This is a genomic window from Acidithrix sp. C25, assembly GCF_904848545.2.
Genome location: NZ_CAJHCI020000006.1, coordinates 321,159 through 344,778, shown reverse-complemented (window position 1 = coordinate 344,778; position 23,620 = coordinate 321,159). Strand labels below are relative to the sequence as shown.

The window sequence follows — 23,620 nt, the reverse complement described above, 5'->3', positions numbered from 1 at the left end:
TAATTGGGTTAGTCTCCAAGTTGTCCCGAAAGTTCGACGTCCCTCGGTTTCGACATCATCCATACCAATTTCGAACGCTTCGTCAGTGGTTTGTTTTCACTCGTCTTCTTAACTCATACCTGAAAGAGTCATTGCTCTAACTTTTCCGTACCGCTTTGGACAACAGTCTTTAGCTAATGCCCCGTACGGTGGTTTGGAATCTCCTCCCAAAAGGCGATCCCGGAGGGCCTACCTCCATCATCTATGTAGCATTGCAGTGTGATTGTTATCAGCTTCTACATGATTTACAACCTCTTTCATTCATGACGCACGTCGAAGTTTGGGTAGTAGCGTTTCTTCCAATAGATCTCTCAAGCTCTGCAACAGCTAATTCAGCGCTCTTGAGTGCGTTATGGGCTTGAGTGCGCATGGGATTGGTTACCTTGGCTACATTAGGGCGGCGATCCATGCGATAGTCACACAACCAACCAATGCTGTGGTGGTCTTGTAAGTACTTGAAGCTGTTTTCGATGCGCCACCGCGATCTCAGGGTGTGTGCTAGGCGAGCAGCACTGCTCACCAAATCAGAGGTGAGGATCTGCAATGCCACCTGACCATCCTCATAGATGCTGATCTGGCGGAGCGCTCCGACATCTTCTAGATGAAGAGTCTCTGATGCTACTTGGATGTAGTGTCGATATCCATCTATGGTTACCCATGAGTGTTTAGGTAAAACACTAGGTACCTCAAGAGGGGCACGGCGATAGGTGACCCAGTCGAAGCCGGCCTTGTTCAACTCGGCAAAGACCTTGGGGTAGGCACCACCCCGGTCAAAGCCGACCATCACCGGGCGGTCCCCACAGATGACCCGTAGCTGTTCAAGAGGACCCCACATGGTTTTGGAGAGCGACGACGGTGCTCCAGATGAAAAACAGATGGCCCGCCAATTCTCATCGACGATTAACGTGTCGTTCCTACCTGGCTCGCCGTGTCGTCGGCGGGTATTCCAACCTTTAGCCAGTGGAGCAGACCCGGTATAGGCAACGAAGTGATCGTCAACAAAGAACACTTCCGGAGCGCTATCGTCGGCCTCTAGCATTGCCTTGGCTAGAGCTACTTGTACTCTAAGAGGATCAATCTCCTCGGCAAGGCCAGCGAGCCGGGGGCGCAGGGTTCGAAGATGAGGAAAGCGTTCCAAGCCGACCAGTGCTCCGGCGTCAGTGTCCAATAGGTGCTTGGTTCCCTCTAGTGACGATGCACCAAGTGCGAATCCAAAGGTTGCAACAAGCAACGTGGCGCTCACGTCGTAGCGGCGTGCGCTACCTGATGGCAACACACCGAACACAGCACTGGCACCCACTCGATCAAAAAAGCCATGCAAAAGCATCGCCCCTGCATAGGCACTTTGGCGGATCCCATCGCTGATGCGGGTAACTACTAGATTGTCGGTGTCGCTACTGTTTCCAAGATCGGGCTTTACTATGGCGGATTCGGCTTCTATGTTTGCTTGATCGGGCTTTTCAACCCCATCAATGACACTGAGGCGTAGTTGTTCGGACTCAGGGCGAACTCGCCGTGCCAGAAGACGGCTCACAGTGGCGGTCGAGACCGAAATTGCAGCGGCGATCTCGGTCCCTGGACGGTTTGCATCCGCCATGGCATAGGCCTGAGCAATCGCCTCATCACTGAGAAGCCGGGGTCGTCCCATAGGTGGGACCAAAGCGGCGGAACCGCCCTTGGATGCTCTGCCGCGCAATCTCGAGATGTATTCGGGTCGCAACTCAAAGAGAGCAGCCACCTCTATGCCCGAGGCTCCTGCCGAAGTAAGTGCCACGATGGCCAAGTTTCGCATTCCTAGGTCCGCTGGATCGTAGACGAAAACTGCCCGAGGCCCCCAGCTCACCACCATCTCGCCGTTTACCATCGTCTTAGTGAGCTTGAATGGCGCAGGTATACCCGGAAGCAATTCGATTCATACTTATCAAGTTTCGTAAGCAAGAGCCATTTTGGAATCAGATTCGCGGAGTAGCGGATGTGGAGACGCAAACACACATGTATTGAGAAGTCGCTCTACCAAGGACATTTCAAAGTGCCTTCGGTTGAATCGGTATGCGAATTCCTCGAGGTAAAGTTGCTTATGTTCCTCACGTCCGTGGTATGTTCCGTCGATAAATTTCTTGCAGTTCCCTATCAGGATGTTGAGCCATTTGAATGTTACATGTGCTTGTTCGTCTTTGGATAGAGTGAACCAGTGCGCTAGTCCAAGGTCTTTCAGCACATACCCCGTAACTTGGGTTACCATCACTTATCAGCTTGGTATTAGAATCTCAACGTCTCACAAAAACATCTTTGGGTGATTTAGCAGTGGTATCTTTGATTACTTCCATGAAGCAATGAGTAGGAGCACCATTGCTAATCGATATTCAAATTAGGAGATTGGTTTGGGTCGTTGCTTTTCCTCTTTAGTCTTCACCATGGCTCTCACCACCTAAAAAGAACTCATCTACCTGGACGTTTCCTCCAAGTTTATATAAACCATTTCGGTCAGCCATTGCTTTTCGTAGCTTATTTAGCATCAACCAGCCAGTCGAATAAGATACTTGAACGAATTTAGCAATGGTAGTAGCCGAAAGACCACGCTTGTCGTTGGACAATAGATAGATAGCGGAGAACCACTTGGATAAAGAGATATGGCTTCGATGGAAGATGGTTCCGGAGGTAACGCTAGTTTGACGGTGACAAGATTTACATTGAAAAAGTGGAGCTCGAGATGCTGCATTTCTTCGATGGTTTGGCCTGATTAAGGTAAACTGGTCAGAGTCACACTTTGGGCATCTAAATCCCTCATAGCATAAGCAATTTGATCAAATGATCTTCACATGCTTCCTCTGAAGCGAAGCGTACCATAAAGCCTGAGATATCCACCATGCCTCCTTTATCGAACATCTGTTCTACTAAAGATTAGCTCCAATCTGGTCTCGGTGGAGGCGAAACTTACGAAACTTGATAAGTATGATTCGATTTGTTCTCGGCGTTTTCTCATCTCCTTATCATAGCACTATTGAACGACTTATGCAATTCCTAACATAAAAGAAACCCTGTTCAAAACAGGGATTGCGGCTCAACTACCGGAGGTCTGAGACCTGGATCGAGCGGGTCTCGTAGCGTCCATGGCCCTTATCGGTCTCGTTATGAGGTTGTAACGTTGTGACGTTGCGAGAAGGCCCCTTGTTCCAAGGTGCTAATCACGTTGTAGGCGCTGGGCTGATTCGCCTTGACCTGAAGGATAAAGTCCGCATGCTTCTCGGTGACCAGGAACTCTGCGTGGTCACGTTGTGCGTGCATCGCGTCAACTGTCACCACCATGCCCAAGAGGTCCAACTCCTCTAGTAGCGGCTTGAATGCCTTGATTTCATTTGTCTTGTGATCGACCTCGCTCTGGGCAATTACCACACGCTCTTGGTGCGTCATCGCAGAAAAGAGATGCACGCAACGGCCGTCTTCTTTGATCGCACCACATAGTTGAGTATTGAGTAGTTATACTTCCCATCAAAGCCAACTCCGAACGCCTCAGTGCCTTCGGTGTCGCTGTTGGTGGGAAGTTGATCTTTGTCATTGTCTTTCTTGCGTTTCTTCTTGTCATCGCTGCGGGTAGTACCAACAAGCTCTTGGAGCACTTCGCAGACGAGGCTATCTAGTGCCTGGTTGTCGATTGCATTGAGGGTCCGACGCACCGTCGGCTCAGACGGAGGGACAGCACGTCCGGTTTGTGGGCTTCGCCGCACAGAGAGCCGGGCAAGTGCGTCTTCAGGGAGATCAGCTGCCCACTCTGCGATTTCGGTCGCATTGTGACACCCAGAGGCCATTGCAGCGACACAGACCGTGAGGATTGAGGAGAGCGGATGTCGAATCCCCCTTGGTTTACGATGGTCAGGAAGCGTTTGGAGTCTTGCGATAAGACCGAGGTCTCCGTCAATCACCAGCCGGTTCAAGTCAACCATCGTAGCCGTCTTGTCTCCTTTGAGTAGTGGATGGTCGAAGTCGCCCGAGAGAATAGCTGGCGCATTCTTCTGGAGCGGGTAGAGCCAACAGGTCTTCTTTTGCCCGTGATGTACATAGGTACCGTTGCGCCTCCCATATCCGAGGCTCTCACCCACTTTGGGTGAAGTTCGCAGCCTTGTAGCAGGTGCCAGCGTGGCGCATTGGATCAGTGAAGGTCTCTACTAACAGCACCGGATGCCCGTAGCTGTGAACGAAGTCCGAGGAAAGCCTGCGCAGTACCCGCGACAACACAGCAGAGGCGAGGTTCGGCCTGCTTTGGCCAGGGAGAACGCAGAATCGTTGGTTGTTCGTCACATAGCGCAGTCGGCGGAACTGGATCTCGGGTTTCCAGCCGATATAGCGATCCCTCGCACTAAGGCTCAGCGCAGCAGACCCGAAGCCGACCAGAGCGACAACGCGTTCGTCTTCAGAGCGATGTAGCGGATAGCCTCGCCGACGAGGTTGTGGCCGAGCCAGTGGTACTCATCTAAAAGTCTATTGAAGCTGGGAACCTCGTCACGACGTACTGGGGGGTGGGTCAATTTAATGTTGCTGATCCTGGGTCAATTTAATGTTGCTGGCAACGCTATAGGTGGCGGGATGACCCCCGCGTGTACGGGGAAGAGCTTCCCTATCGGCGGCGATTGCGATAAGCCATGGGATGACCCCCGCGTGTACGGGGAAGAGGGTGCACCTGGAACAGCGCTAGCCTCAATAGTGGGATGACCCCCGCGTGTACGGGGAAGAGCTCGGCGATAAACGCTGATCCAAGCCTCGGCGGGGATGACCCCCGCGTGTACGGGGAAGAGGCTACCTGTTCTAACGGTTCGCCTTTGTTAGCGGGATGACCCCCGCGTGTACGGGGAAGAGTCTTCGCTATATCCGACGGGGTAGACACCATTGGGATGACCCCCGCGTGTACGGGGAAGAGATCGTGGTTTAGAGGCCGAGCGCCACTCGGATGGGATGACCCCCGCGTGTACGGGGAAGAGACCCTTATGGCGTTGCTTATGGCAATGGGTATGGGATGACCCCCGCGTGTACGGGGAAGAGGATCTGTGATATTGAAGCAAGCAGGGATGCAAGGGATGACCCCCGCGTGTACGGGGAAGAGATACTGGCTTTGCCAATGGTGTTACCTATACAGGGATGACCCCCGCGTGTACGGGGAAGAGTTGCCTCCTCCCCCCTAATTGTTGAGGAAGAAAGGATGACCCCCGCGTGTACGGGGAAGAGCTTTGGTTGGGCGGTAATAGCTGTGTTTGACCTAGGATGACCCCCGCGTGTACGGGGAAGAGTTTGGGTAGGCCTTTAGGCGCAAGCTCGATGAGGGATGACCCCCGCGTGTACGGGGAAGAGAGTATCGACTACAAGAAAGTGGTATAATGGAAGGGATGACCCCCGCGTGTACGGGGAAGAGCTCCCTATCTCCTTTGTAACTCCTCATTAGGAGGGATGACCCCCGCGTGTACGGGGAAGAGCGTACGGAAGCTGTTGAACAGGCGCAGTATAAGGGATGACCCCCGCGTGTACGGGGAAGAGCTTGTGATTTATGACGAAGCGCATCAGATAGCGGGATGACCCCCGCGTGTACGGGGAAGAGCAGCTGCTAAGAGGGAAAAGAAGCCAATTTTAAGGATGACCCCCGCGTGTACGGGGAAGAGTCCCTGCATGAGCAGTTAAATATCTCTTCAAAGGGATGACCCCCGCGTGTACGGGGAAGAGGTTGGTCTGGGACAATGCAGGCTTCTGATCTTGGGATGACCCCCGCGTGTACGGGGAAGAGTGTCCTGCTGCCAGTCGCGAAGCTTGACTAATGGGATGACCCCCGCGTGTACGGGGAAGAGTCTAGCGTGTCTATTGGAGATAAGAACCACGAGGGATGACCCCCGCGTGTACGGGGAAGAGATTGTCCGGTTGTCCTCTGAAAATGTTTGTTAGGGATGACCCCCGCGTGTACGGGGAAGAGAATCCGTTGCCGCCAATGTAAAACCTTGATTCGGGATGACCCCCGCGTGTACGGGGAAGAGCTGTAACATTTTGGCGTCTTCCTCTGGCTTTAGGGATGACCCCCGCGTGTACGGGGAAGAGTAGTTGGTACATATATCACCATGGCAACTAATAGGATGACCCCCGCGTGTACGGGGAAGAGCCTGCATACATGCCAGGCGTCGAGGAAGGCGCGGGATGACCCCCGCGTGTACGGGGAAGAGTGACATGCTGCCTAAGACGGCTTCGAGCAAAAGGGATGACCCCCGCGTGTACGGGGAAGAGCTCTCAGCTCATCGTTCTTCAAGGAAGCTTTAGGGATGACCCCCGCGTGTACGGGGAAGAGCCTATGGCAAGGCTTCGGGAAGCGCGGCTCAAAGGATGACCCCCGCGTGTACGGGGAAGAGACTCTAATGGCGTCGCCTATGGCAATGGCTATGGGATGACCCCCGCGTGTACGGGGAAGAGCGTTGAATCGTCTCTTGGTACTCGCCCAAAAAGGGATGACCCCCGCGTGTACGGGGAAGAGCCCAGATGGATAGAGTCTCAACTGGTGGAGGGATGACCCCCGCGTGTACGGGGAAGAGTATGAAGCGCTAATTCTTTTGGAGAGAACTCAGGGATGACCCCCGCGTGTACGGGGAAGAGCTGGGGTTGTGGCATTGGTAGCTTTGTCGTTGAGGATGACCCCCGCGTGTACGGGGAAGAGCGTCATGACGGTTGGGTTGGCGATACCGTCGAAGGATGACCCCCGCGTGTACGGGGAAGAGAAAACGTTTTCCCGTAGTCATCGCACATTGTTAGGATGACCCCCGCGTGTACGGGGAAGAGTTCCCTTTTGCGGAATCGAGCTTGGTGCCGATGGGATGACCCCCGCGTGTACGGGGAAGAGTGAGCCTGAGCAGTGGGTCAGAACGATGTACGGGGATGACCCCCGCGTGTACGGGGAAGAGGCATCAATTACCGAAACGTTGTTGGAGCTTTCGGGATGACCCCCGCGTGTACGGGGAAGAGTTGGTAGACCACGAGGCATTAGCCTTCGCCTGGGGATGACCCCCGCGTGTACGGGGAAGAGCTGTACAAAACCTACGCCCGCAAAGCTAGGGAGGGATGACCCCCGCGTGTACGGGGAAGAGGGAGACTAGAGTCTGAGTCTCAACCATGCTTTGGGATGACCCCCGCGTGTACGGGGAAGAGGATGACCGCAAGATATCCCGCGGGTTTTCCAAGGGATGACCCCCGCGTGTACGGGGAAGAGCTACGCCCATAAGCGCGTCTTCGATTCTTTGAGGGATGACCCCCGCGTGTACGGGGAAGAGAGCCGTAAGAGGTTTCGGCTCCAATTCCGAGAGGGATGACCCCCGCGTGTACGGGGAAGAGATAACGGTTTGCGACGCGTCGAACCAGACCAAGGGATGACCCCCGCGTGTACGGGGAAGAGCGTATGGACATTTACCGCTGGTGTAATCCTCAGGGATGACCCCCGCGTGTACGGGGAAGAGTGGATGCAAATATTACTAACGCCTCGATACCAGGGATGACCCCCGCGTGTACGGGGAAGAGCACAGATCTTGTAACTCAGTGGTATTTGGATCTGGATGACCCCCGCGTGTACGGGGAAGAGCTAAAGTTCCTAACTTACTTCCACAGGGAACGAGGATGACCCCCGCGTGTACGGGGAAGAGCCTCACACCAAGCTTAGCCGCTATAGAATTCAAGGGATGACCCCCGCGTGTACGGGGAAGAGCACCTGTAACTGTAAAAAGTGGTAGTTCGATAGGGATGACCCCCGCGTGTACGGGGAAGAGGTCAATAGGCGATAGAAACCATGAATTTATAAGGGATGACCCCCGCGTGTACGGGGAAGAGCCTTCTCGACCTGCTCTTATATTAGTCGGAATGATAGCTTGATACTTGCGGCAGTAACCACCCATCGTGATCTACAAGCTGCCATCGTGGATGCTCCCTAGCTCGAACGCGAAATCCGCACTCTGTATTCTCGGGATTTACCATTACGACATCTCCCGGACCTGCGTGGGTAATTGTCGCTTCCCACATCTGGTCAATGACACGCGACGATAGCGTCCCGACATATGTTCCGGTGCGCACCTCACATAGGAATCTCTCTAAATAGCCTCGGAGATGATCCGGCACAGACTCAACAACTAAGACAATGAACATACCTACTCCAGATGCCAATTCTTCAAACCAGGGACAAATCCGCCGTCTCCAAGCAAACGGTCCTCCCCATCGTGTGGGATACATCCTTCGGCCAATAGGTCTTGTGTCATGCTAAACATCTCATCCAAAACCTTGTGGCGATGGAGAGACCTCCGTAATAGACCCCCAAGCACTTTCATGGGTTCATTGTCTTCTGCGGCCTCAAATGCCACTGGTATAGAAATGCGTACCTTGAATACATCGGCCAAGTCATAAAGGAAAGCACCAGCCGCACCGTCGTGAATAAAACCTAGTGCAGGGTTGAGGCATAAGGCAGAACATACGCTCAACGCTACGCCGTACAAAAGGGAGTTGGCCCGATTGAGACCTATATTGATCGGGTCTTGAGCGTCGATTGTCACCCGGTGGAATCCCTTGACATGGTGTGCTTTAGCCATGTTGCGATAGATTTGCTTGACACTTTGGCCTTCAAGACCCCGTAGAACGTCGAGGCTGACACCTTCAGGAATCGCCTGTTCGGGGAAACGGTAAAGGTAGAGCCGACGGGCGATCGCCTTGCGCTGCGTCTGGTCAACCCACAATCGCGCCTGTGCCGCAGCCCACTTGCCATTCGTAGCCAAAGATCGGGCAGAGGAATAGCCGATCATTCCGTCGGCTCCAGTGAAGATGACCACAGTGCCAGATCGAAATAGCATGGCCATCGCTGGTGCAGAGATACTGGTACCGGGACCCAGCGCCAAAAGAGCGAGTGTGGCTACAGGGATTGCGGTGCGTTTGGCCTCCTTCTCTGGAGATTCCGTCCATGCCTCTAGGCCGGTCCTCCCCTGCTCGATTCGGGCTCGATCAAGAAAGAGGAAGCTCACTCGGTCGGTGAGCTGTGGTAAGTCTTTGATAGAGGGACGAAGCAGACGCATCGCCCCGTCAGAGTAAGGCATAGGTACTCCTCATGTTATTGTTGGAGAGTCATTCATCCGATTGGCAGGACGCTCAGGAGGCCACAGCCATAGGCCTTAGCTCGCCCAACGCCTTCATCAAGTAATGCAACCAACGCTCCTTGATCGCGGACAACCGCATTTCCATCGATGCGAGCGATTCTCAAAGGCGTTCTTCCAGCTCGCAAGACTCTCACTTTGAGGTCGTCCACTGCTATCTCACTTAGACCTCGACTCATCGTTGTGCCGGTTAACCACTCGGGGATCTCCGGCTCTGGAATCGGCAGACGGCGTGTCGATCTGGATTGGCAACGGACGGCATTTATATCGATCCGGAACATCACAACGGTGCCAGGTGCTAGTCGCGGGATGAGTCCAGACAGATCCGTTGTGACCAAACTGTCGCTCATGCTTGCGAGTGCGACATGCGACTGGATAAGCAGATAGGGGTTCCGTTGATCGCCTTCGACTCGAAAGAGGATCGAAGACGCAGCTCGACGTAACCCTGCATCTCCTGGTAGCTGTGGATCGAACAAGGTCATGACGGCTCGATGCATAGCGTCTCGGTCGGACCAATCCCTGACCCTTTCAGCGAGTGGAGGGAAAGCAAGAGGAACGCGTGTCAGGATGATTGTTGTATTGTCCGGGATTATTTTTTCGCTTGTGACGGTTGTCATCGAAGGTTCTCCTTTGCCCAATTCAATAGTTCTCGTCTAGTTCTGAGAACCGGTGGTGTGATGTCAATTATGTGGCGTTCCCGGTATCGGTAGCCATCATGAGGGTGACTACCGATGGGGTCGTCAGCGTACGTTACCGTATGAGCGTCCGGGGGTTTCGTTCCAGCAAGGATGTGCATCTTCAACCGGCCCTCTTTACTTCCAATTGCCGGAACGACAGCCGCGGCTTGCATCATCGGTAGGTCGGTGGTTCCGAGCAACAACGGCCAATCTGGAACACATGCTTTTCGTCCAAGTGACAGTTGCCATCTGGGTTCCATCAGTGCGTTCCCTAGCCGGTCTATCTCGTCGTCGTTACCCTCAATGAGCCAAGTGAAAGATGCGTCAGTGATATAGCTGCGCTCTGTTTCCATCGGAGGCCTTCGATGTTTAATTACCCATGCTCCACCCGATCCAGTAGGTATTGTGTGTTCGACCCGTTTCCGGTCACTGGTGTTTAACCAGGCATAAGCAGAGGTTTTCGGTGGGTTGATGGTCTGATAATCCACCATCAACGTCCCGGCTTTGTCTACCCGGATTGCCATTGACAGGTTTCGCAACCATTGGGAGGCTTCCACCTCGACTTGGCGACCAAGGCCAAGGGAGGCACGAGCTAGCCCAATCAGTGCTCCATAAGTCGGAAAGGGCAACGTGCCTCGGGCACTGAACCGAGTCTGCTCACCATAAGACTGCAATGGACCGGCTAAACGGGCTACGATTGTAGACATTAGCACTCCTGGTTCGAGTCAGTAGGACGTTCGGCAAGCAGGTGATCCGCACACCACTCCGCAAGATGATCAAGGTCCATTATGGTTATCAATGTCTGGTCAAAGTTAGTTTCGTCCAGAGCCTTTTTAGATGCCGTGGCCGCCAGTGATATTGCGGCCTGACCAAAGTGGCTTGGCTTGGCTTGTTGAACTACATGATGTTCCTCGAGTAGTGCTTTGACCGATGGCTGGAGATATCCATCATCTTTACTTGTGATAGCAGTTTCAAATGCAGTTTGGAGACTTACGGCAGAGTGTGCGGGGACAGCAAGGACGATGGACGGGAGTCCCTGATATCCAGTGGTGTTCTGCTTTCCGGTGGGTAAAGTCTCGAACAAGGCAACGAACAGGGCGATGAGCCTATCTCGTGCCCCCTCTTCGTTGGCAGCCGACCAGGTCGCGAACAGTTGCCCAGAATCGACGTTGCAGTGCCAGTAGTAGACGCCGCCGGTGAGCATGGTAATGCCAATGTGTCCTGCTCCTCGGTCGGAGACCCGCATATCGTCAACAGCGGTGAAGTAGTCCACCTCAATTTCACTTTCGTGAGTAGTGAAAGCATGTGAACGTTGGATTGCCGCCTCATTCTGGAGATCGGGACGCTGTGCGAACATCCGGCCAAACGCAGCGATACTCAGGCTCCGCGTTCGTTGAGGGTTGACGTAGGCTGAAGGGTCAATAGTCTCGTCATATTTGTTGGCCAATTTAAGGGCCGCCTCATTGATCTCGGATTCAGCGAGCCAAACCAAGGTGTTGCCAATTTCAGCTTCTTCGGTAGTAGTCTTTTTGGAACCTTCCTCTGCACCTGTTTCCTTCTTTGGCTTCAGGAGGAGTGCGTCAGCTTTTTTGTCTGCTTTACCTGGATCCATAACCAAGCTTAACGCTGATTTAGTAGCGCCTTTGAACAACATTGCCTGGAGTTTCTCATCGACGATGGTGCCTTGTCTGGTGAGAATTGCTTCTGCCATCCGTGCTATTTCATTGCCGACCAAAATAGAGCGGTGAGTTTTCTCGCCATCCGTCTTAGCCTCAAATTGGATTCGTTTTGGCCTGGTCATTGCTTGAGACGATATGCGACTTCTTATCGCTCCGCCATAACTTATCGCCTTCGGGGACCCGGCATCGTCTCGATTTGGATTACCTGCCGCATACGAGAACAGGATGTGAATATTTAACGAGTTCATTCTTTACCTTTCATTTCAAAGATTGACATTTCACATTTCATTTTTATGAGTAGAAGCTTTCTATTAGGTTTCGCCGTGTTATTCGTCTGCGTTTCCGGTTCGGTTGGTCCCACCAACGGTAGGTGTCCCATGCTGAAGCCCAATCCAGAGCGATTTCCTCGCTATCTGCAGCGTGGAGCAGTCCCGATAGAAGCCGATGAGCGTTAGGTAATGACATAGTCTGGACCGCAAGTAGTCGAGCTCCGATTGTCTCTTCTTGTATTACGCCGCGGGACTGAAGGGCCTTGGCGAGATGGCCAAAGCTGACTCCATTTGCCTGCCCGATGTGTGAGAAGGTTGCGGCGGCTGATGCATGGAGAAGTAACGGAGTTTTGAGCCAGGGGGTACCTTCCCAGAAGCGCGCAAGGTACGGATATGCTCGGTCGGCTGTCGCGTCAATTCCACCGTACCGCAATGCATTGCGGGTGGATGATTGTCGGCGTGCCTCCAAGAGCCATGTTACGTATCCGCTTGCTGGGGCATTGGTTGGGGTAGGGGTGGTGATAGCGTCGCGTTGTGGTGATGGTACATCGGTCATGATCTTTTCTCCCATATGTGTTTTTGTGCTCGAACAACCGAGGCAGCATAACGTGTGGTGGCGCCGTACGGTCTTAAGACCTCTTGGAATACTTCGCGAGCATTCGCATAGAGCGCGTGGTTTGTTTTGTCGGTCGGTGCTTGGTTGACAGCGGCGTATTCGATCTGAGCGGCCGCTAGTTCCAACCATCTACCTTGTGCTATTTTCACCAAGCGATTAGTTGCATCGCTGCGGTCCTTCGGTTTGTTATCATTTAATGCATCACAGATAGCCCACTTCAGCTTGTCCATAATGCCATTCTTATTGTCAAAACATTCGGTGAGGATTGGTATCAAGAACTGGAATTCAGAGGTTTCTGGATCCATATGCGCAGCGAGAAGATTGACCGTTCGCACCTCCGACCACTTAGGACTAGCAGGGTTACCCTGTTTATCGGCGAGGAAGAGTTCTATAGTTTCGTCGTGACGTCCATTTGCTCCGGTGAGCCACAAGTCTCCGTCGGTGATAATGCCTCGTAAATGCCCTTGTGCGGTCGTGAGCGCCTCCCGGTGTATCGAATCCAAAATACACAATGGATGCGTAGACGGACTTTTACGGATCACTCGAGTATCAAGCTTTCTGTTCTTTTTTGTTGATTGGATGATGATCCGATGTGGGTCTACCTGGAGGGCGCCTTCCCTTGCTTGTCTTACGGTCTCCTTGTTCTGTGGGATAGGACCACGGACCAGCAGCTTGATGTGTCCGACGACCCCCATGGAGGTAAGCAACGTCGAGGAAGCGGTTAGGGTGGAGAGATACAGCGCATCGTGACTAATTGCACTGCGATTCTTATGCGACCATGCTGGACCTGCATAAGACTCATTGGCTGGTTTTTTAACCATGTCAGCAGTAAGGTTACGCAGCAACGTCGTCGCCAGGCTCCACTGGCTCACACGAAATGCATGGGTGATTGTTGCTTTCCCCTCCGAGAATGCCCCGCCTGACTGAGCGCCATTGGTTCCGTCCGGAGGAGTCAGCACGGACGACGAGTTACCGGGCAGATGGTAGAACCAACGGGCAACCAGCCCTCGGGCGGCGGCGGCGGGTTCAATACCTTTGCCACTTAGTGGATCGTTAAACTTTACGAACCATGCAGCTTCGTTTCGCCCCGGCAGGTGAGCCGTAAGCTCATCAACAGAAAGCGCCTCTGGGTTGGTTAACGCCTCGATGAGTCGGATGTCTTGGAGGAACGGGAACTCCGGGTGATAGAGCCAAAGGTGTTTACGCTGGTCTGCGATTAATGCAGCTACCTCACATTCCGTAAATCCGGAGTTATTCTCAGCTTGGCCTAACCATCTGGTATGATTTGCTCCCGCCAGACGAACTGTCTGCGCGGCGAGTGCTTGAATAAACCTACGTAGCGCTGCTCGGACGATTGGGTCGGGCTCTGCTAGGTCTTTGATTTCATGGGCGTGAAGCAAGAGATCCTCAACGCCTACTTGTCGGACGTTTCCCGTGAGGTCGATTATGGGAATCCACTGCTTCGAAACAAGATCGACTTGTGGGGTTGCGTGTGCCTCCAGTAGTTGGTGTCGTAATATGTTTGCACCGGTCTCAGGGGTTATGGTGCTCACTTATTCCTCATTTCTGTTTTGACGAGTCCATCTGCTGTCAGCTCTGCAATCCCGGCCAGCGATGCTACGGGGATCGGGAGTAGGGATTGAATCAGAGGGGATGGGTGGTTCTCCCACCCAGATGGGATTAATGGCTGGGCTGCCGTGCGCAGGTCTCTGACCAAGACTCCTGATACTGGGATGACGTAGCCCAGGATCTCCTTGATTTGCGCCTTTCCGGAGACCGCTTTGATGGAGTCAGCGAAATAAGGCAATGCGTAAGGATTTTGCCCACTCGGGTCGTAAATGAGCACCTGGACGGTTTCTCCTTCGCGCATCCGAGTTACCGCTTCATCGTTCCAAAGGGTTCCAACTGTCATTTGGTGGAGCGTGCTGTTGTCTTCCCAATGGCTGGCCTCTCGCCAGTCTACGGCTAGTGAACTGGCGTCGACTCCGGCGAATTTTGCAGTCTGTGCAGCGGAGACAACACGCGCAAGATGGTTAGTGAGTTCGCCTACACTTTCGTCGTTGGCACTCACCAAGTCATTCCAGGAGACGTTCGCCGCGTCAACTGCGGCTTGGACGTCTCCTGGGATCCGAAGTTCAGTTCGGTTGCCACCATCAAGAGCCGCAGTCTCATTGAGTGTCTTGTTGATCTCAGCCCTCGTATAGGGATAGTGGCCATGGTCATGGAGTCTTCCTTCGTCATTCATCGAAACTAATATGATCGCCAGCGGGTTGCCCGAGCGGTATTGCAGATGGGATGGGTGTACCCAATTTCCGTCAGCGGAATTTTGTGAGTGTCGCCACTGGCGGCCAAACCGTTGGATCAAGCTGGACATAGGAGCGATATCGGTGATCAACAAGTCGACGTCTATGTCGAGGCTCGATTCAGCAATCTGGGTACTTACGAACATTATCGACCCTTGTCCGGCCTTCTTGCCGCATCTGCCCATCAACTTTGATGTAGCCTCGGCACGTTGGTTGGCGGTCATCCTTGAATGCAAAAGTAGTACATCGTGGCCCATTTCTCGTAGCAGATGTGCGACCCGCTGTGCCCGATTGACGGTGTTGACAATAAGGGCGACGCGCTGGTTTTTACCAGGGTCCCATCGATCATGGGCTAATTTGGCTGTAGCACGGTCGAAAGCGTCATCAATTCCTTTGATCGGCTGAACTATTATTTCATGGACGTATGTTCGATATGAAGTGAGATTGACGGAATCAAGGGTGCCTTCTGGTGTTGTACGTACTACGGCGGGATACACATAATCTGCTAGTTGATTGTTGATGGAGATAGCGTTCTCATCAAACCGATTCCAACCTTCAAGATACGCGTCCACGCATTCAATGAGTCGTTGGCGGGGGAGTGTTGCGGACAGCAACGTCACCCGGCTCCGGCAGAACCCTAGCCAACCGAGTAGACGGACTAACAGCCGCTGCTGATGAGGGTCATACGTGTGGATCTCATCAAGGATCACGTGCTTGTTCGCCAGCGATGCAAGCCGGAGCGGCAAGTACTTATGGGATAGAGATGCTGCAAGCACCTGGTCACACGTGCCAACAGTGACGGGTGCTGTGAGACCGCGATGCGGACCACTAAACCAGCTACTCGGTCGGAGCCCTGTCTTCAAATCGACATCGGCATATGCGCTGTCTTCGTCACAAATACCCGTTGGACTTGCAGCGCTTTCGGCGTAAAAGGCGTTCAAGATAGCTCGACCGTGGGTGAGATGAGCGAGGGCTTTCGTGTCTTCAAAGAAGGTGCGGATTCGGTCAAACATAGCATCGGCTGTCGCGGTGGTTGGAAGTGCGAACATGAGCCCGTCGTTGAGGTCTGGTCGGACCGAATGGATCCATAGTGCCGTTTCAGTCTTTCCTTCTCCAGTCGGGACTGCTACGATGGTGAGGCCGGGGCCATGAGAGACTTCGTTAGCCCACTCTTGAACGGGTCGGTCCGCCTCAAATGTGAACAGGTCTTTGAATTCTCCACACTTATGCACGGGACGACCAAGGTATCGATCAAGGGATGTTTCGGCTTGCACCGTCCGAGCATTGAGATAAGAGCGTGGGTTGGCCTGCAACTTCTCAAGAGGTGCGGAGGACACAAAAGCTTCGTCACTTGCAAACCAGTCGGCGAGCACAACCAGACCTGTCAGTATAGGAATGACTGCTCCATATCCCAAGGGCAAGCTTTCCCGAAGTCCGCCGGAGTTTACGCCCAATGCCTCGTATAAAATTGAGAGGTGGTGATTATGGAGACGGTTCCAATCGTTATCGTCGAGTGTCTTGCGATGCTGCCTAATGCGGGCTGTTTGCATAAAAGATAGGTCGGACTGGTATCGGCCGTGATGTCCAGCTATAACGGCGCAGGCCCACCTGGGCGTTTCTCGTCGCTCAAGAATGTGGGCACTAAGTGCTTCATGTCGCAGGTGCCCCCGCAATGACTGTGAGTACTTCGAGAATTCGTTAACCAAGTCCTCGTTAGGGACAGGTAAGCCTAGGTCAGCAATAAACCTAGCGAACTTCTCTCGACGAGAACTCGGCATAAGAAGCTGACCCTGAAATAGCGGGTCGAGCTTACCTAAGTCGTGGGAACCAGCCAATAGTGCAATTCCGGCTCGGGGATCGCTCCCAAATAAGGGGGCGATAAGATCCCGGACGGGATTACTGATCCAACTATCCCACAGAACCGTGCTAACGGCTGCGGTATCGAGAAGATGAGCGATTAACGGATAAGGTGTGCTATCAGCGTTATTACCGTATTTCCCCCATGCTTCCATTGTCTAGATCTCCTTTCCCTTCTCAATCTTTTCCAAGCCTGGCCGGCACGAATCTTATCAAATGGGTGTGACACATTGAGTTTTAAATCTGGTAGATCAGTGCGTACGTCTAGATCGTGATTATTTGTACGGTCAACCGGTAGCGTAGGCATTGCTGCGGCGAGGTGAAAATCACTGCTCACGGGCGGTGAGTGTCAAGATAGTTGGCACATTTGGTTAGTTTCGGATTAATGGTTTTCTGGCACCTTCGTGCCGCCAAAATCTAGTTAATTTAGGTTCCTCATTGATCGACTTATCCGTGGCGAAATTTTGATCTAGTTGCCGACGACAAGTCGGCAACTAGATCAAATGACCACACTTGGGTCTGCCAATTTGGCTAACTAATTGACAATCCTAAATATCTTTGGACTCATGAGATCGAAGCTGGATAACAAAATCGTCGCACTATCGTCACGCAACGGACCATTGGAGCTCGCAAATAGGAAACCTCCTGGCTGTGTTGATCGATGACGGACTTGTGGCGTGATTTATACCCACCTTCCCTCTGAGATCTCAGGCCTCTAGTTCTCGCCCTGCATGGTTGGTATTCTATTCGAATAGATGCCAACTCCCTTGACACCTAGGGTGAAAGAGTCATTGCTCTAACTTTTTTAGTACCGCTTTGGACAACGCTCTTTGGACAACGCTCTATGGACAACGCTCTATGGACAACGCCCCGTGCCATTATCGATAAGGTGGTTTGGAATCTCCTCCCGGAGGGCGATCCCGGAGGGCGATCCCGGAGGGCGTAGGTCCATCATCTATGTAGCATTGCAGTATGATTGTTATCAGCTTGTAGCGGATTTACAACCTCTTTCATTCATGACGCACGCGGAAAGATGGCTGGCCTTTGCCTTGGCCTTTGGCGAAGAATCGAAAAGAAGATCCGAGAGTTGGATCGTTCGATACGTGCAATCTGGGATTTAGATCATTTATTGGCGCTTCTAAATAAAACCGGATCAGTACTGGCATGATATCTAATCCAAATTAATAAGAATACAATCAAGAAAATGCTTATCTTTATAGTTTTTAACTATATTTTTTTGCGAATCGACTCTTTTGTAAAAGTCACATAACTTCATAATCTGTCCTAGAATTAAATAATAAAGACCGGAGGTTGCCAATTGAAGGACACGATTGTCTTTGTAAAAAACTCATATCGCAAGGTTGATCACACCTCCCGACGATATTTTGGGGGTCTAACTCCATCAGAACGAAATGCCATCGCCATAGCAAGGGATCTAAGTGGCACCTCCGGCGGTAAAACCATCGCGATAACCCTAGGTGAAGCGCATGACCAAGATGCACTTTTAGAGGCGCTTAGCCTAGGAGTCGATCGAGCGATCCTAGCCATTGGTGACCCATCCCAAGGTGCAGCCTTTGTGTATAAGGATCAATTGGCATCGCTAATCAGATCAATAGCTCCAATGGCTCTCTTATTTGGAGACTATTCAGCAGATACTGGAAGTGGCCTCTTTGGCGCAATTGTAGCTGGAAACTTATCCATAGGGTACCTCTTTGGCGTCGAAGGGGTAAAACAGACCAAAGGCAAGTTCACGATTGAGCACTTTGATGGAAGCTCACATCTCCTCTCGGAGTTCACACAGCTACCAATCGCACTTGGATGCGCCCCAACAAATATTGAAATACGCGGAGATCTGATCACTTTGATCGAGGCTAAAGCAGCTCAAATTGAAACTGTGGGCTTACAAGATTCAAATGGCCTACCTGCTACCTGGTATCTAGATGACCAAGGGCGAAGTGCGCCAACCACTATCACACAAAGCCCAATTGGAGATCGTGCGATAATGCGCATTAGATCCCTAATGGGAGGGGCGATAGATGCTAGACGACGTGAACTAATTGAAGTTAATCCCGACTCAGCCGCAGAGATAGTCCTAGAGGCAGTCTCGCGCCACAAGGAGTCAAATTGAGGGTTCTGGCTCAGATGACCCACCCCGAGGTTGCAGCCGTTGCCGAGAGGTCAGTGATCATTCTTTCGGTGGGATCCACCGAACAACACGGCCCGCATCTACCTCTATTTACCGACTCAATTATGACCATCGCGCTGGCCGAGGCACTCGCAACACGTCGAGCCGAGAGCACTCTTTTGGCACCTAGCGTCAACTTCGGCTCCAGCGGCGAACACTCCTCCTTTGCAGGCACCTTATCAATTGGCCAAAATGCCCTCGAACTCGTCCTTTTAGAATTAGGTAGAAGCGTCGATCACTTTGCTGGAATCATCTTTGTCACCGCTCATGGGGGTAACGTAGAGGCAATGGCAAAAGCGGTCCAAAAACTTAGAAGCGAAGGCAGGTTCGCAACCGCCTGGTGGCCCACCCTTGAGATTCTTCAAAAAGCAGCCTATCGATGGAGCGGACCAGGTGGCGCCCAGGGGATGGAGGCTCCAGATCTTCATGCTGGAAGAACAGAAACTTCCGCAATGTTAGCGTTGGTTCCTGAATTAGTACAGATGAGCCTGGCTAGGCCCGGTAGTGTCGCTGAGCCTTCAGAGATCATGGAAGTCATGCGCAACCTAGGGGTATCTGCGGTCTCAAAGAACGGTGTTTTAGGCGACCCAACCGGCTCAAGCGCCACTGAAGGTGCAGCCATTTTAGGAGCTTTCAGTGATGCACTGATCGAGACCTACGATCGGTTTTATAAGTCTATCCCACCTAAAGCGATCAATTGGCCTACCCTATGAGTGATCTAACGACAGATCAAGGTTGCCTAGTTGTACTAGGTGGAGCACGAGGCATCGGAGCCGAGGTCGCGAAGATCGCCGCATCATCAGGACGTAGATGTGCAGTAGTCGACTTTAGTGAAGTGACGATGCGCTTTGGATATCAAATGGGAGATATCAAAAGCGCTACCTATGGTGATCTTGAGGAAAAGATCAGCAGATATGGTGCGGATGCAACCAATGGTGCTGATTTAGCCCGTATCGCAACCCAAATACAAGATGATATGGGACCCATTGATCAACTTGCCATTACCGCAGGTGCAATTCTTGGTGGAAAGTCGCTGGTTGAGACCTCAACACAAGAACTTCTATCGATGATCGATGCTAACTTAGTGGTGCTACACAACGCCATCACCTCCTTCATACCTCTCATGAAAGAGACAAAAGAGCGCAGCTCAAGCGTATCAATTGTGGCGGTTGTGTCGGTTGCAGCTTCAAAGGCACTCGGTGGAATTGGTGCCTACTGCGCTGCTAAGGGCGCAATGGTTGCATACCTACGAACCCTTGCTCTAGAGCTGGCACCCGATCAAATCAATGTCAATTGGGTCTGTCCGGGATCAACCAGGGGTGCAATGTTGGATCAATCGGCTGTCCTTTATGGCCTTAGCGACGTAGAAGAGTTTTCAATACACCATGCCCTGGGTCGACTAATCAATCCAAAAGAGATAGCAGAAGCTATCTCTTTTCTATTGTCACCGGCTGCCTCTGCCATCACCGGAGCTGAAATCTTTGTCGATGCTGGAATGCACCTTTGACAACACGGCTCCCATCCAGCCCCAATCAGGATAATTCGGCTTTTGTAACCCCGCTCAAGGTCGCAATCTCTCCCAAAAGATTTAGCGGAACAAGCGATATCCGAAGTGGCGCTAAAGAACTTTCCTTGTCGTCTTCATGGGTCACAATCAATGAAGCTCATTTAAATTCATATAGCGATCGACTTCTGCAATATGCAATCGACTACGACAAAGAGTTAGACCCTAGATTTTGGATTCTGAGCGACCCAATCGCCAGCTTTGCATTTGTAATAGTCGTTGATTATCTCAACTTTGGCTCTGGATACTTCAAGGATCTTCAAAAAAATTCAACTGGATCTGGCTATCTCACCTTCGCACAGGGGCTTACCTCATATTTCGTGGATCACTACCCTTTCAAACCATCTCACCTAACCACCATCACTTCGGACCAAATGACCGAGATCCTCCAACAAAGAGATCCTTCACCTCAAGTATCAATTTTGATAGATCTCCTGGTAAAAGCTGTAAACGAACTGGGTATGTACTTAGAAGGTAATTTCGCCGACAGCTTTGTCGAATTCGCAAAGTACCTAAACCGCGATGTTGATGACTGCCTCAAGACTCTAATTGAGTTACCAGCCTTGGCTGATTACTATGAGATCAATGAGATAGCTTTTTACCCCCTCAAAAAGGCACAGATAATCCTCTCGGATCTCGATATGATTTGGCGCTTCCACCACAAAAATCTAGATGTCGCTCAAATACCTTTTTGCATTTCAGGGATCCACAAGCTTACTGCATTTGCTGATAATTCACTTCCACATGTCCTTCGGGTTGAAAAAGTCCTAGAATATGACCCCGCTTTAGAGAGTCACATTCAACTAGGGGGGCGCCTCGAATATAGCTCATGGGCGGAGGTAGAGATTCGTGCAGCAACTATTCAAAGTGTGGAGATGATTCACGCAAAGCTCCTGGGTGATGGAATTACTCTTTATCCCAATCAAATTGACGCCGCAATTTGGACCTCAAAACATGATCCGTTGTTATCGGGCAAATACAGACTGTCACTATCACATAAGTGCAAAAGTATCTTCTATTGAATCGGCTTCTACTGAATCGACTTCTGTTTTACCCAAGTGGCCCTTCGAAGGGACTTTGGCAAAACTCCTTGAGATCTGAATCGATCATGATCCATTGATACTGAGAAAATACCCATGAAGCCCTTTTCTTGAACCTCACCCATAAAATCCCCGTCAAGCTCACCTTGGCATTGCCTCGAACATAGAACTAGATCAAGTGATCCACTGTTCGCAATAACGGATAGCGACCATCGGCAAATGAAAACGTCCAATCGATGCGTGACCACTTCAATCAAACAATCGATCAACTGAATAATCCATAAAGGACGAGCCTTGGACAGTGCTATAGCTCTTGGAATCTAAAACATTAAACCATCTGAGCCGAGTAACGCTCAAATTCCCAAGCCTCAAAACACACGAATCCTTTCGGCGAACAGCCTCCAGCCACCAAGGGCTTAACCTAAATTAATTGAAATCGAACTCAAATCTCCGGCTATGCTTGTTAACTCCGGGCGCTTAGCTCAGCTGGTTAGAGCGCAGCCTTCACACGGCTGAGGTCGGGGGTTCGAGTCCCTTAGCGCCCACCAAAGTATCCGTATGAGAACCCTGCACCTCAGCGATGCCGCTTGATGCTACGCTAGAACCGCCCGTCGGGATTTCCCGGTAGGCGGTATTTTTTATGTCAAGAGTACGATGAACGCTCGCTGGAATGAGGCGTGAGAGCAAAGTGTCGAAGGGCTCGTTGTAGTCAACTCGGACAGTTTGCTCTCGTGTCTCGTCATCTTCATCGATGTAGATCCTGGCAAAGAACGCCTGATTGAAGAGCCTCCTGGTGCTGTCGTTGGCTTCCAGGTAGGCGGTATGACAGTCTCGAGTCAGATCCAGCGTGTCGGCCAATACTGCTCGTGCTTGCTCGAAGTTCGCATCGAGGCTAGCAAACTGATCTTCAATTCGTGCGATCTGACCAGCAATCCGGTCCTGTTCGATCTTCAGTAGATCAAGTGGAATTGCTCCGGCGTAGTGAGCATCGAGCAGCTTCTGACGTTGGGCGGTTAGCTCAATGCGCTGGTTGTCCATCTGTTTTCGCTCGGTTGCGGAACCGGCCTGTAAGGTGTCGAAGTCCTCCAAGACAAGCTCTTCGATGCTGTCTCGCAACGCTGGCGAGAGTGCAATAGTGCGGTACTCGTCCTCAATGATTTCCTCGACCATCTCCGCTGACATCGCCTGTCGTTGACAGTCGGTGACCCTTCTCGCTCGACCAGAGCAGACAAGGTAGAGGTATTCGGTGCCCCATCTATTACGGGCTGTTGTGATCATCAGCCGAGAACCACAGGACCCACAAAAGACGCTGCCTCGGAGGTAGTGGTTGTTTGTTCGCTGGTGCGTTCCGGCGGTGTTGTGGGCACTGAGTAGGTCCTGGACCTGCTGCCATGTCTGTGGATCAACCAGGGGTTCGTGGAGTCCGGGGTAGGTGATGTCCCGGTAACGGATCTCTCCCTTGTAGTACGGATTGCGGAGCAATTTATGGAGGCCGGTGATTGTCAACGGCTTGGATGGCCACTTGGGTGTTGCTCGTGTGGTAAGCCCACGAGCTGTCAGTTCATCGAGCAGCGTCCGAAGCGTTGGATCACCTTCGGAGTATCGAAAGAACGCCCAGGTGATCAAGTGCGCTCGCTCGGTGTCGATCTCAACAGTTCGGTTGACTCGTCCGAGCGCATCGTTGACATGGATGTTTCTGTAGCCAAGTGGCGCTCGGGAAACTGTGCCGCCGACGCTCGCCTTCTGGACCAGCCCTTTGGTGACCTCGTTGGCGAGGTTGCGGGAGTAGAACTCGGCGATGCTACTCATGATGCCGTGCATGAGCATCCCTGATGGGGTCTCGTCGATGTTCTCGCTGGTGCTAACCAGTGTAACTCCCGCTTGCTTCAAGGCGAAGTGGATAGCGACGTCATCAGCTCGGGACCGAGCGAGACGGTCGAGTTTGTGGACGATGCAGTAATCCACGTGATATTCCCGAACATAGGACAACATGCGCTGGAGTTCAGGCCGCTTGGCCGCTGAGGTACCGGATTCTCCCGCATCGACGAATTCCTCAATTACGAGCGCATCCAGCGACGTAGCCTTTCGGGTGTTAGCTTCACGCTGGGCAGGAATAGAGAACCCCTCCTCTCGTCCGCCACGAGTGGCTTGGTCGGCGGTGGAGACGCGCAGGTAGGTGATTGCAGCCTTTGAAGGTGCAGTACCCATTACTCCCGGGATGGCAGAATCGCTTGACATGGGCACTCCT

Annotated in this window: 17 protein-coding genes, 1 tRNA gene, 1 pseudogene and 1 CRISPR repeat array; of the genes and pseudogenes, 5 read left to right on the top strand and 14 right to left on the bottom strand. The window is 52.2% G+C overall.

Annotation, left to right across the window (positions count from 1 at the left end; genetic code table 11):
• Nucleotides 1-268 precede the first annotated feature (268 nt).
• The 13 genes and pseudogenes from ACIDITHRIX25_RS70745 to cas3 all read right to left on the bottom strand — a co-directional run bounded on the left by ACIDITHRIX25_RS70745 (nucleotide 269) and on the right by cas3 (nucleotide 16,738).
• Nucleotides 269-1,945: a putative transposase gene (locus ACIDITHRIX25_RS70745; protein WP_201732342.1), complete on the bottom strand. Its 1,677-nt coding sequence runs from the start codon at nucleotides 1,943-1,945 to the stop codon at nucleotides 269-271.
• 15 nt (nucleotides 1,946-1,960) lie between these two features.
• Nucleotides 1,961-2,904, bottom strand: a pseudogene (locus tag ACIDITHRIX25_RS70740) (IS1595 family transposase).
• Nucleotides 2,905-3,168: 264 nt separating this feature from the next.
• Nucleotides 3,169-3,468 (bottom strand): ISAs1 family transposase, encoded by a 300-nt coding sequence (locus ACIDITHRIX25_RS70735; protein WP_201732341.1) that lies wholly within the window; start codon nucleotides 3,466-3,468, stop codon nucleotides 3,169-3,171.
• The gene (locus tag ACIDITHRIX25_RS70730; RefSeq protein ID WP_201732340.1) at nucleotides 3,447-4,136 is read right to left on the bottom strand and encodes a transposase family protein; all 690 of its coding nucleotides are present in this window, start codon (nucleotides 4,134-4,136) and stop codon (nucleotides 3,447-3,449) included. Before ACIDITHRIX25_RS70730 ends, ACIDITHRIX25_RS70735 begins: the two co-directional genes overlap by 22 nt.
• Nucleotides 4,129-4,497, bottom strand: a complete 369-nt coding sequence (locus ACIDITHRIX25_RS000000104100) for a Druantia anti-phage system protein DruA (RefSeq protein WP_201732938.1) — start codon at nucleotides 4,495-4,497, stop codon at nucleotides 4,129-4,131. The genes ACIDITHRIX25_RS70730 and ACIDITHRIX25_RS000000104100 overlap by 8 nt, the downstream gene beginning before the upstream one ends.
• 120 nt (nucleotides 4,498-4,617) lie before the next feature.
• Nucleotides 4,618-7,878: direct repeats of the CRISPR family, unit length 29 nt; unit sequence GGGATGACCCCCGCGTGTACGGGGAAGAG.
• A gap of 21 nt (nucleotides 7,879-7,899) precedes the next feature.
• A complete protein-coding gene (gene cas2e, locus ACIDITHRIX25_RS70720) occupies nucleotides 7,900-8,190 on the bottom strand; it encodes a type I-E CRISPR-associated endoribonuclease Cas2e (RefSeq protein WP_201732339.1) in 291 nt (96 codons plus the stop codon).
• A 2-nt stretch (nucleotides 8,191-8,192) separates the two neighbouring features.
• Complete coding sequence (gene cas1e / locus ACIDITHRIX25_RS70715) at nucleotides 8,193-9,125, bottom strand: type I-E CRISPR-associated endonuclease Cas1e (RefSeq protein ID WP_201732338.1); 933 nt, start codon at nucleotides 9,123-9,125, stop codon at nucleotides 8,193-8,195.
• Nucleotides 9,126-9,157: 32 nt separating this feature from the next.
• Nucleotides 9,158-9,799, bottom strand: coding sequence for a type I-E CRISPR-associated protein Cas6/Cse3/CasE (gene cas6e / locus ACIDITHRIX25_RS70710; protein ID WP_201732337.1), 642 nt, complete (start codon nucleotides 9,797-9,799; stop codon nucleotides 9,158-9,160).
• A complete protein-coding gene (gene cas5e / locus ACIDITHRIX25_RS70705; RefSeq protein WP_201732336.1) occupies nucleotides 9,796-10,566 on the bottom strand; it encodes a type I-E CRISPR-associated protein Cas5/CasD in 771 nt (256 codons plus the stop codon). Before cas5e ends, cas6e begins: the two co-directional genes overlap by 4 nt.
• On the bottom strand, nucleotides 10,566-11,786 hold the full coding sequence (cas7e, locus tag ACIDITHRIX25_RS70700; protein ID WP_201732335.1) for a type I-E CRISPR-associated protein Cas7/Cse4/CasC: 1,221 nt from the start codon (nucleotides 11,784-11,786) through the stop codon (nucleotides 10,566-10,568). The genes cas5e and cas7e overlap by 1 nt, the downstream gene beginning before the upstream one ends.
• A 43-nt stretch (nucleotides 11,787-11,829) precedes the next feature.
• Entirely contained in the window at nucleotides 11,830-12,363 is a 534-nt protein-coding gene (locus ACIDITHRIX25_RS70695) for a type I-E CRISPR-associated protein Cse2/CasB (protein WP_201732334.1), read from the bottom strand.
• Entirely contained in the window at nucleotides 12,360-13,976 is a 1,617-nt protein-coding gene (locus ACIDITHRIX25_RS70690; RefSeq protein WP_201732333.1) for a type I-E CRISPR-associated protein Cse1/CasA, read from the bottom strand. The genes ACIDITHRIX25_RS70695 and ACIDITHRIX25_RS70690 overlap by 4 nt, the downstream gene beginning before the upstream one ends.
• Nucleotides 13,973-16,738 carry a CRISPR-associated helicase Cas3' gene (gene cas3 / locus ACIDITHRIX25_RS70685; protein WP_201732332.1) on the bottom strand — a complete coding sequence of 922 codons (2,766 nt, stop codon included), beginning with the start codon at nucleotides 16,736-16,738 and terminating at the stop codon, nucleotides 13,973-13,975. The genes ACIDITHRIX25_RS70690 and cas3 overlap by 4 nt, the downstream gene beginning before the upstream one ends.
• 1,163 nt (nucleotides 16,739-17,901) lie before the next feature.
• Between cas3 and ACIDITHRIX25_RS70680 the strand changes: the two genes are divergently transcribed.
• The 5 genes from ACIDITHRIX25_RS70680 to ACIDITHRIX25_RS70660 all read left to right on the top strand — a co-directional run bounded on the left by ACIDITHRIX25_RS70680 (nucleotide 17,902) and on the right by ACIDITHRIX25_RS70660 (nucleotide 21,920).
• Nucleotides 17,902-18,711: an adenine nucleotide alpha hydrolase family protein gene (locus ACIDITHRIX25_RS70680; protein WP_201732331.1), complete on the top strand. Its 810-nt coding sequence runs from the start codon at nucleotides 17,902-17,904 to the stop codon at nucleotides 18,709-18,711.
• Nucleotides 18,708-19,481: a mycofactocin biosynthesis peptidyl-dipeptidase MftE gene (gene mftE, locus ACIDITHRIX25_RS70675; protein WP_200891276.1), complete on the top strand. Its 774-nt coding sequence runs from the start codon at nucleotides 18,708-18,710 to the stop codon at nucleotides 19,479-19,481. Before ACIDITHRIX25_RS70680 ends, mftE begins: the two co-directional genes overlap by 4 nt.
• Nucleotides 19,478-20,275, top strand: a complete 798-nt coding sequence (locus ACIDITHRIX25_RS70670) for an SDR family oxidoreductase (protein WP_201732330.1) — start codon at nucleotides 19,478-19,480, stop codon at nucleotides 20,273-20,275. The genes mftE and ACIDITHRIX25_RS70670 overlap by 4 nt, the downstream gene beginning before the upstream one ends.
• A complete protein-coding gene (locus tag ACIDITHRIX25_RS70665; protein WP_201732329.1) occupies nucleotides 20,272-21,354 on the top strand; it encodes a queuosine salvage family protein in 1,083 nt (360 codons plus the stop codon). The genes ACIDITHRIX25_RS70670 and ACIDITHRIX25_RS70665 overlap by 4 nt, the downstream gene beginning before the upstream one ends.
• Before the next feature lie 489 nt (nucleotides 21,355-21,843).
• A tRNA-Val gene (locus ACIDITHRIX25_RS70660) sits at nucleotides 21,844-21,920 on the top strand.
• On the opposite strand, the gene ACIDITHRIX25_RS70655 is transcribed toward ACIDITHRIX25_RS70660, so the two are convergent.
• Nucleotides 21,877-23,580 carry a recombinase family protein gene (locus ACIDITHRIX25_RS70655; RefSeq protein WP_349632141.1) on the bottom strand — a complete coding sequence of 568 codons (1,704 nt, stop codon included), beginning with the start codon at nucleotides 23,578-23,580 and terminating at the stop codon, nucleotides 21,877-21,879. The genes ACIDITHRIX25_RS70660 and ACIDITHRIX25_RS70655 overlap by 44 nt on opposite strands.
• Nucleotides 23,581-23,620 lie beyond the last annotated feature (40 nt).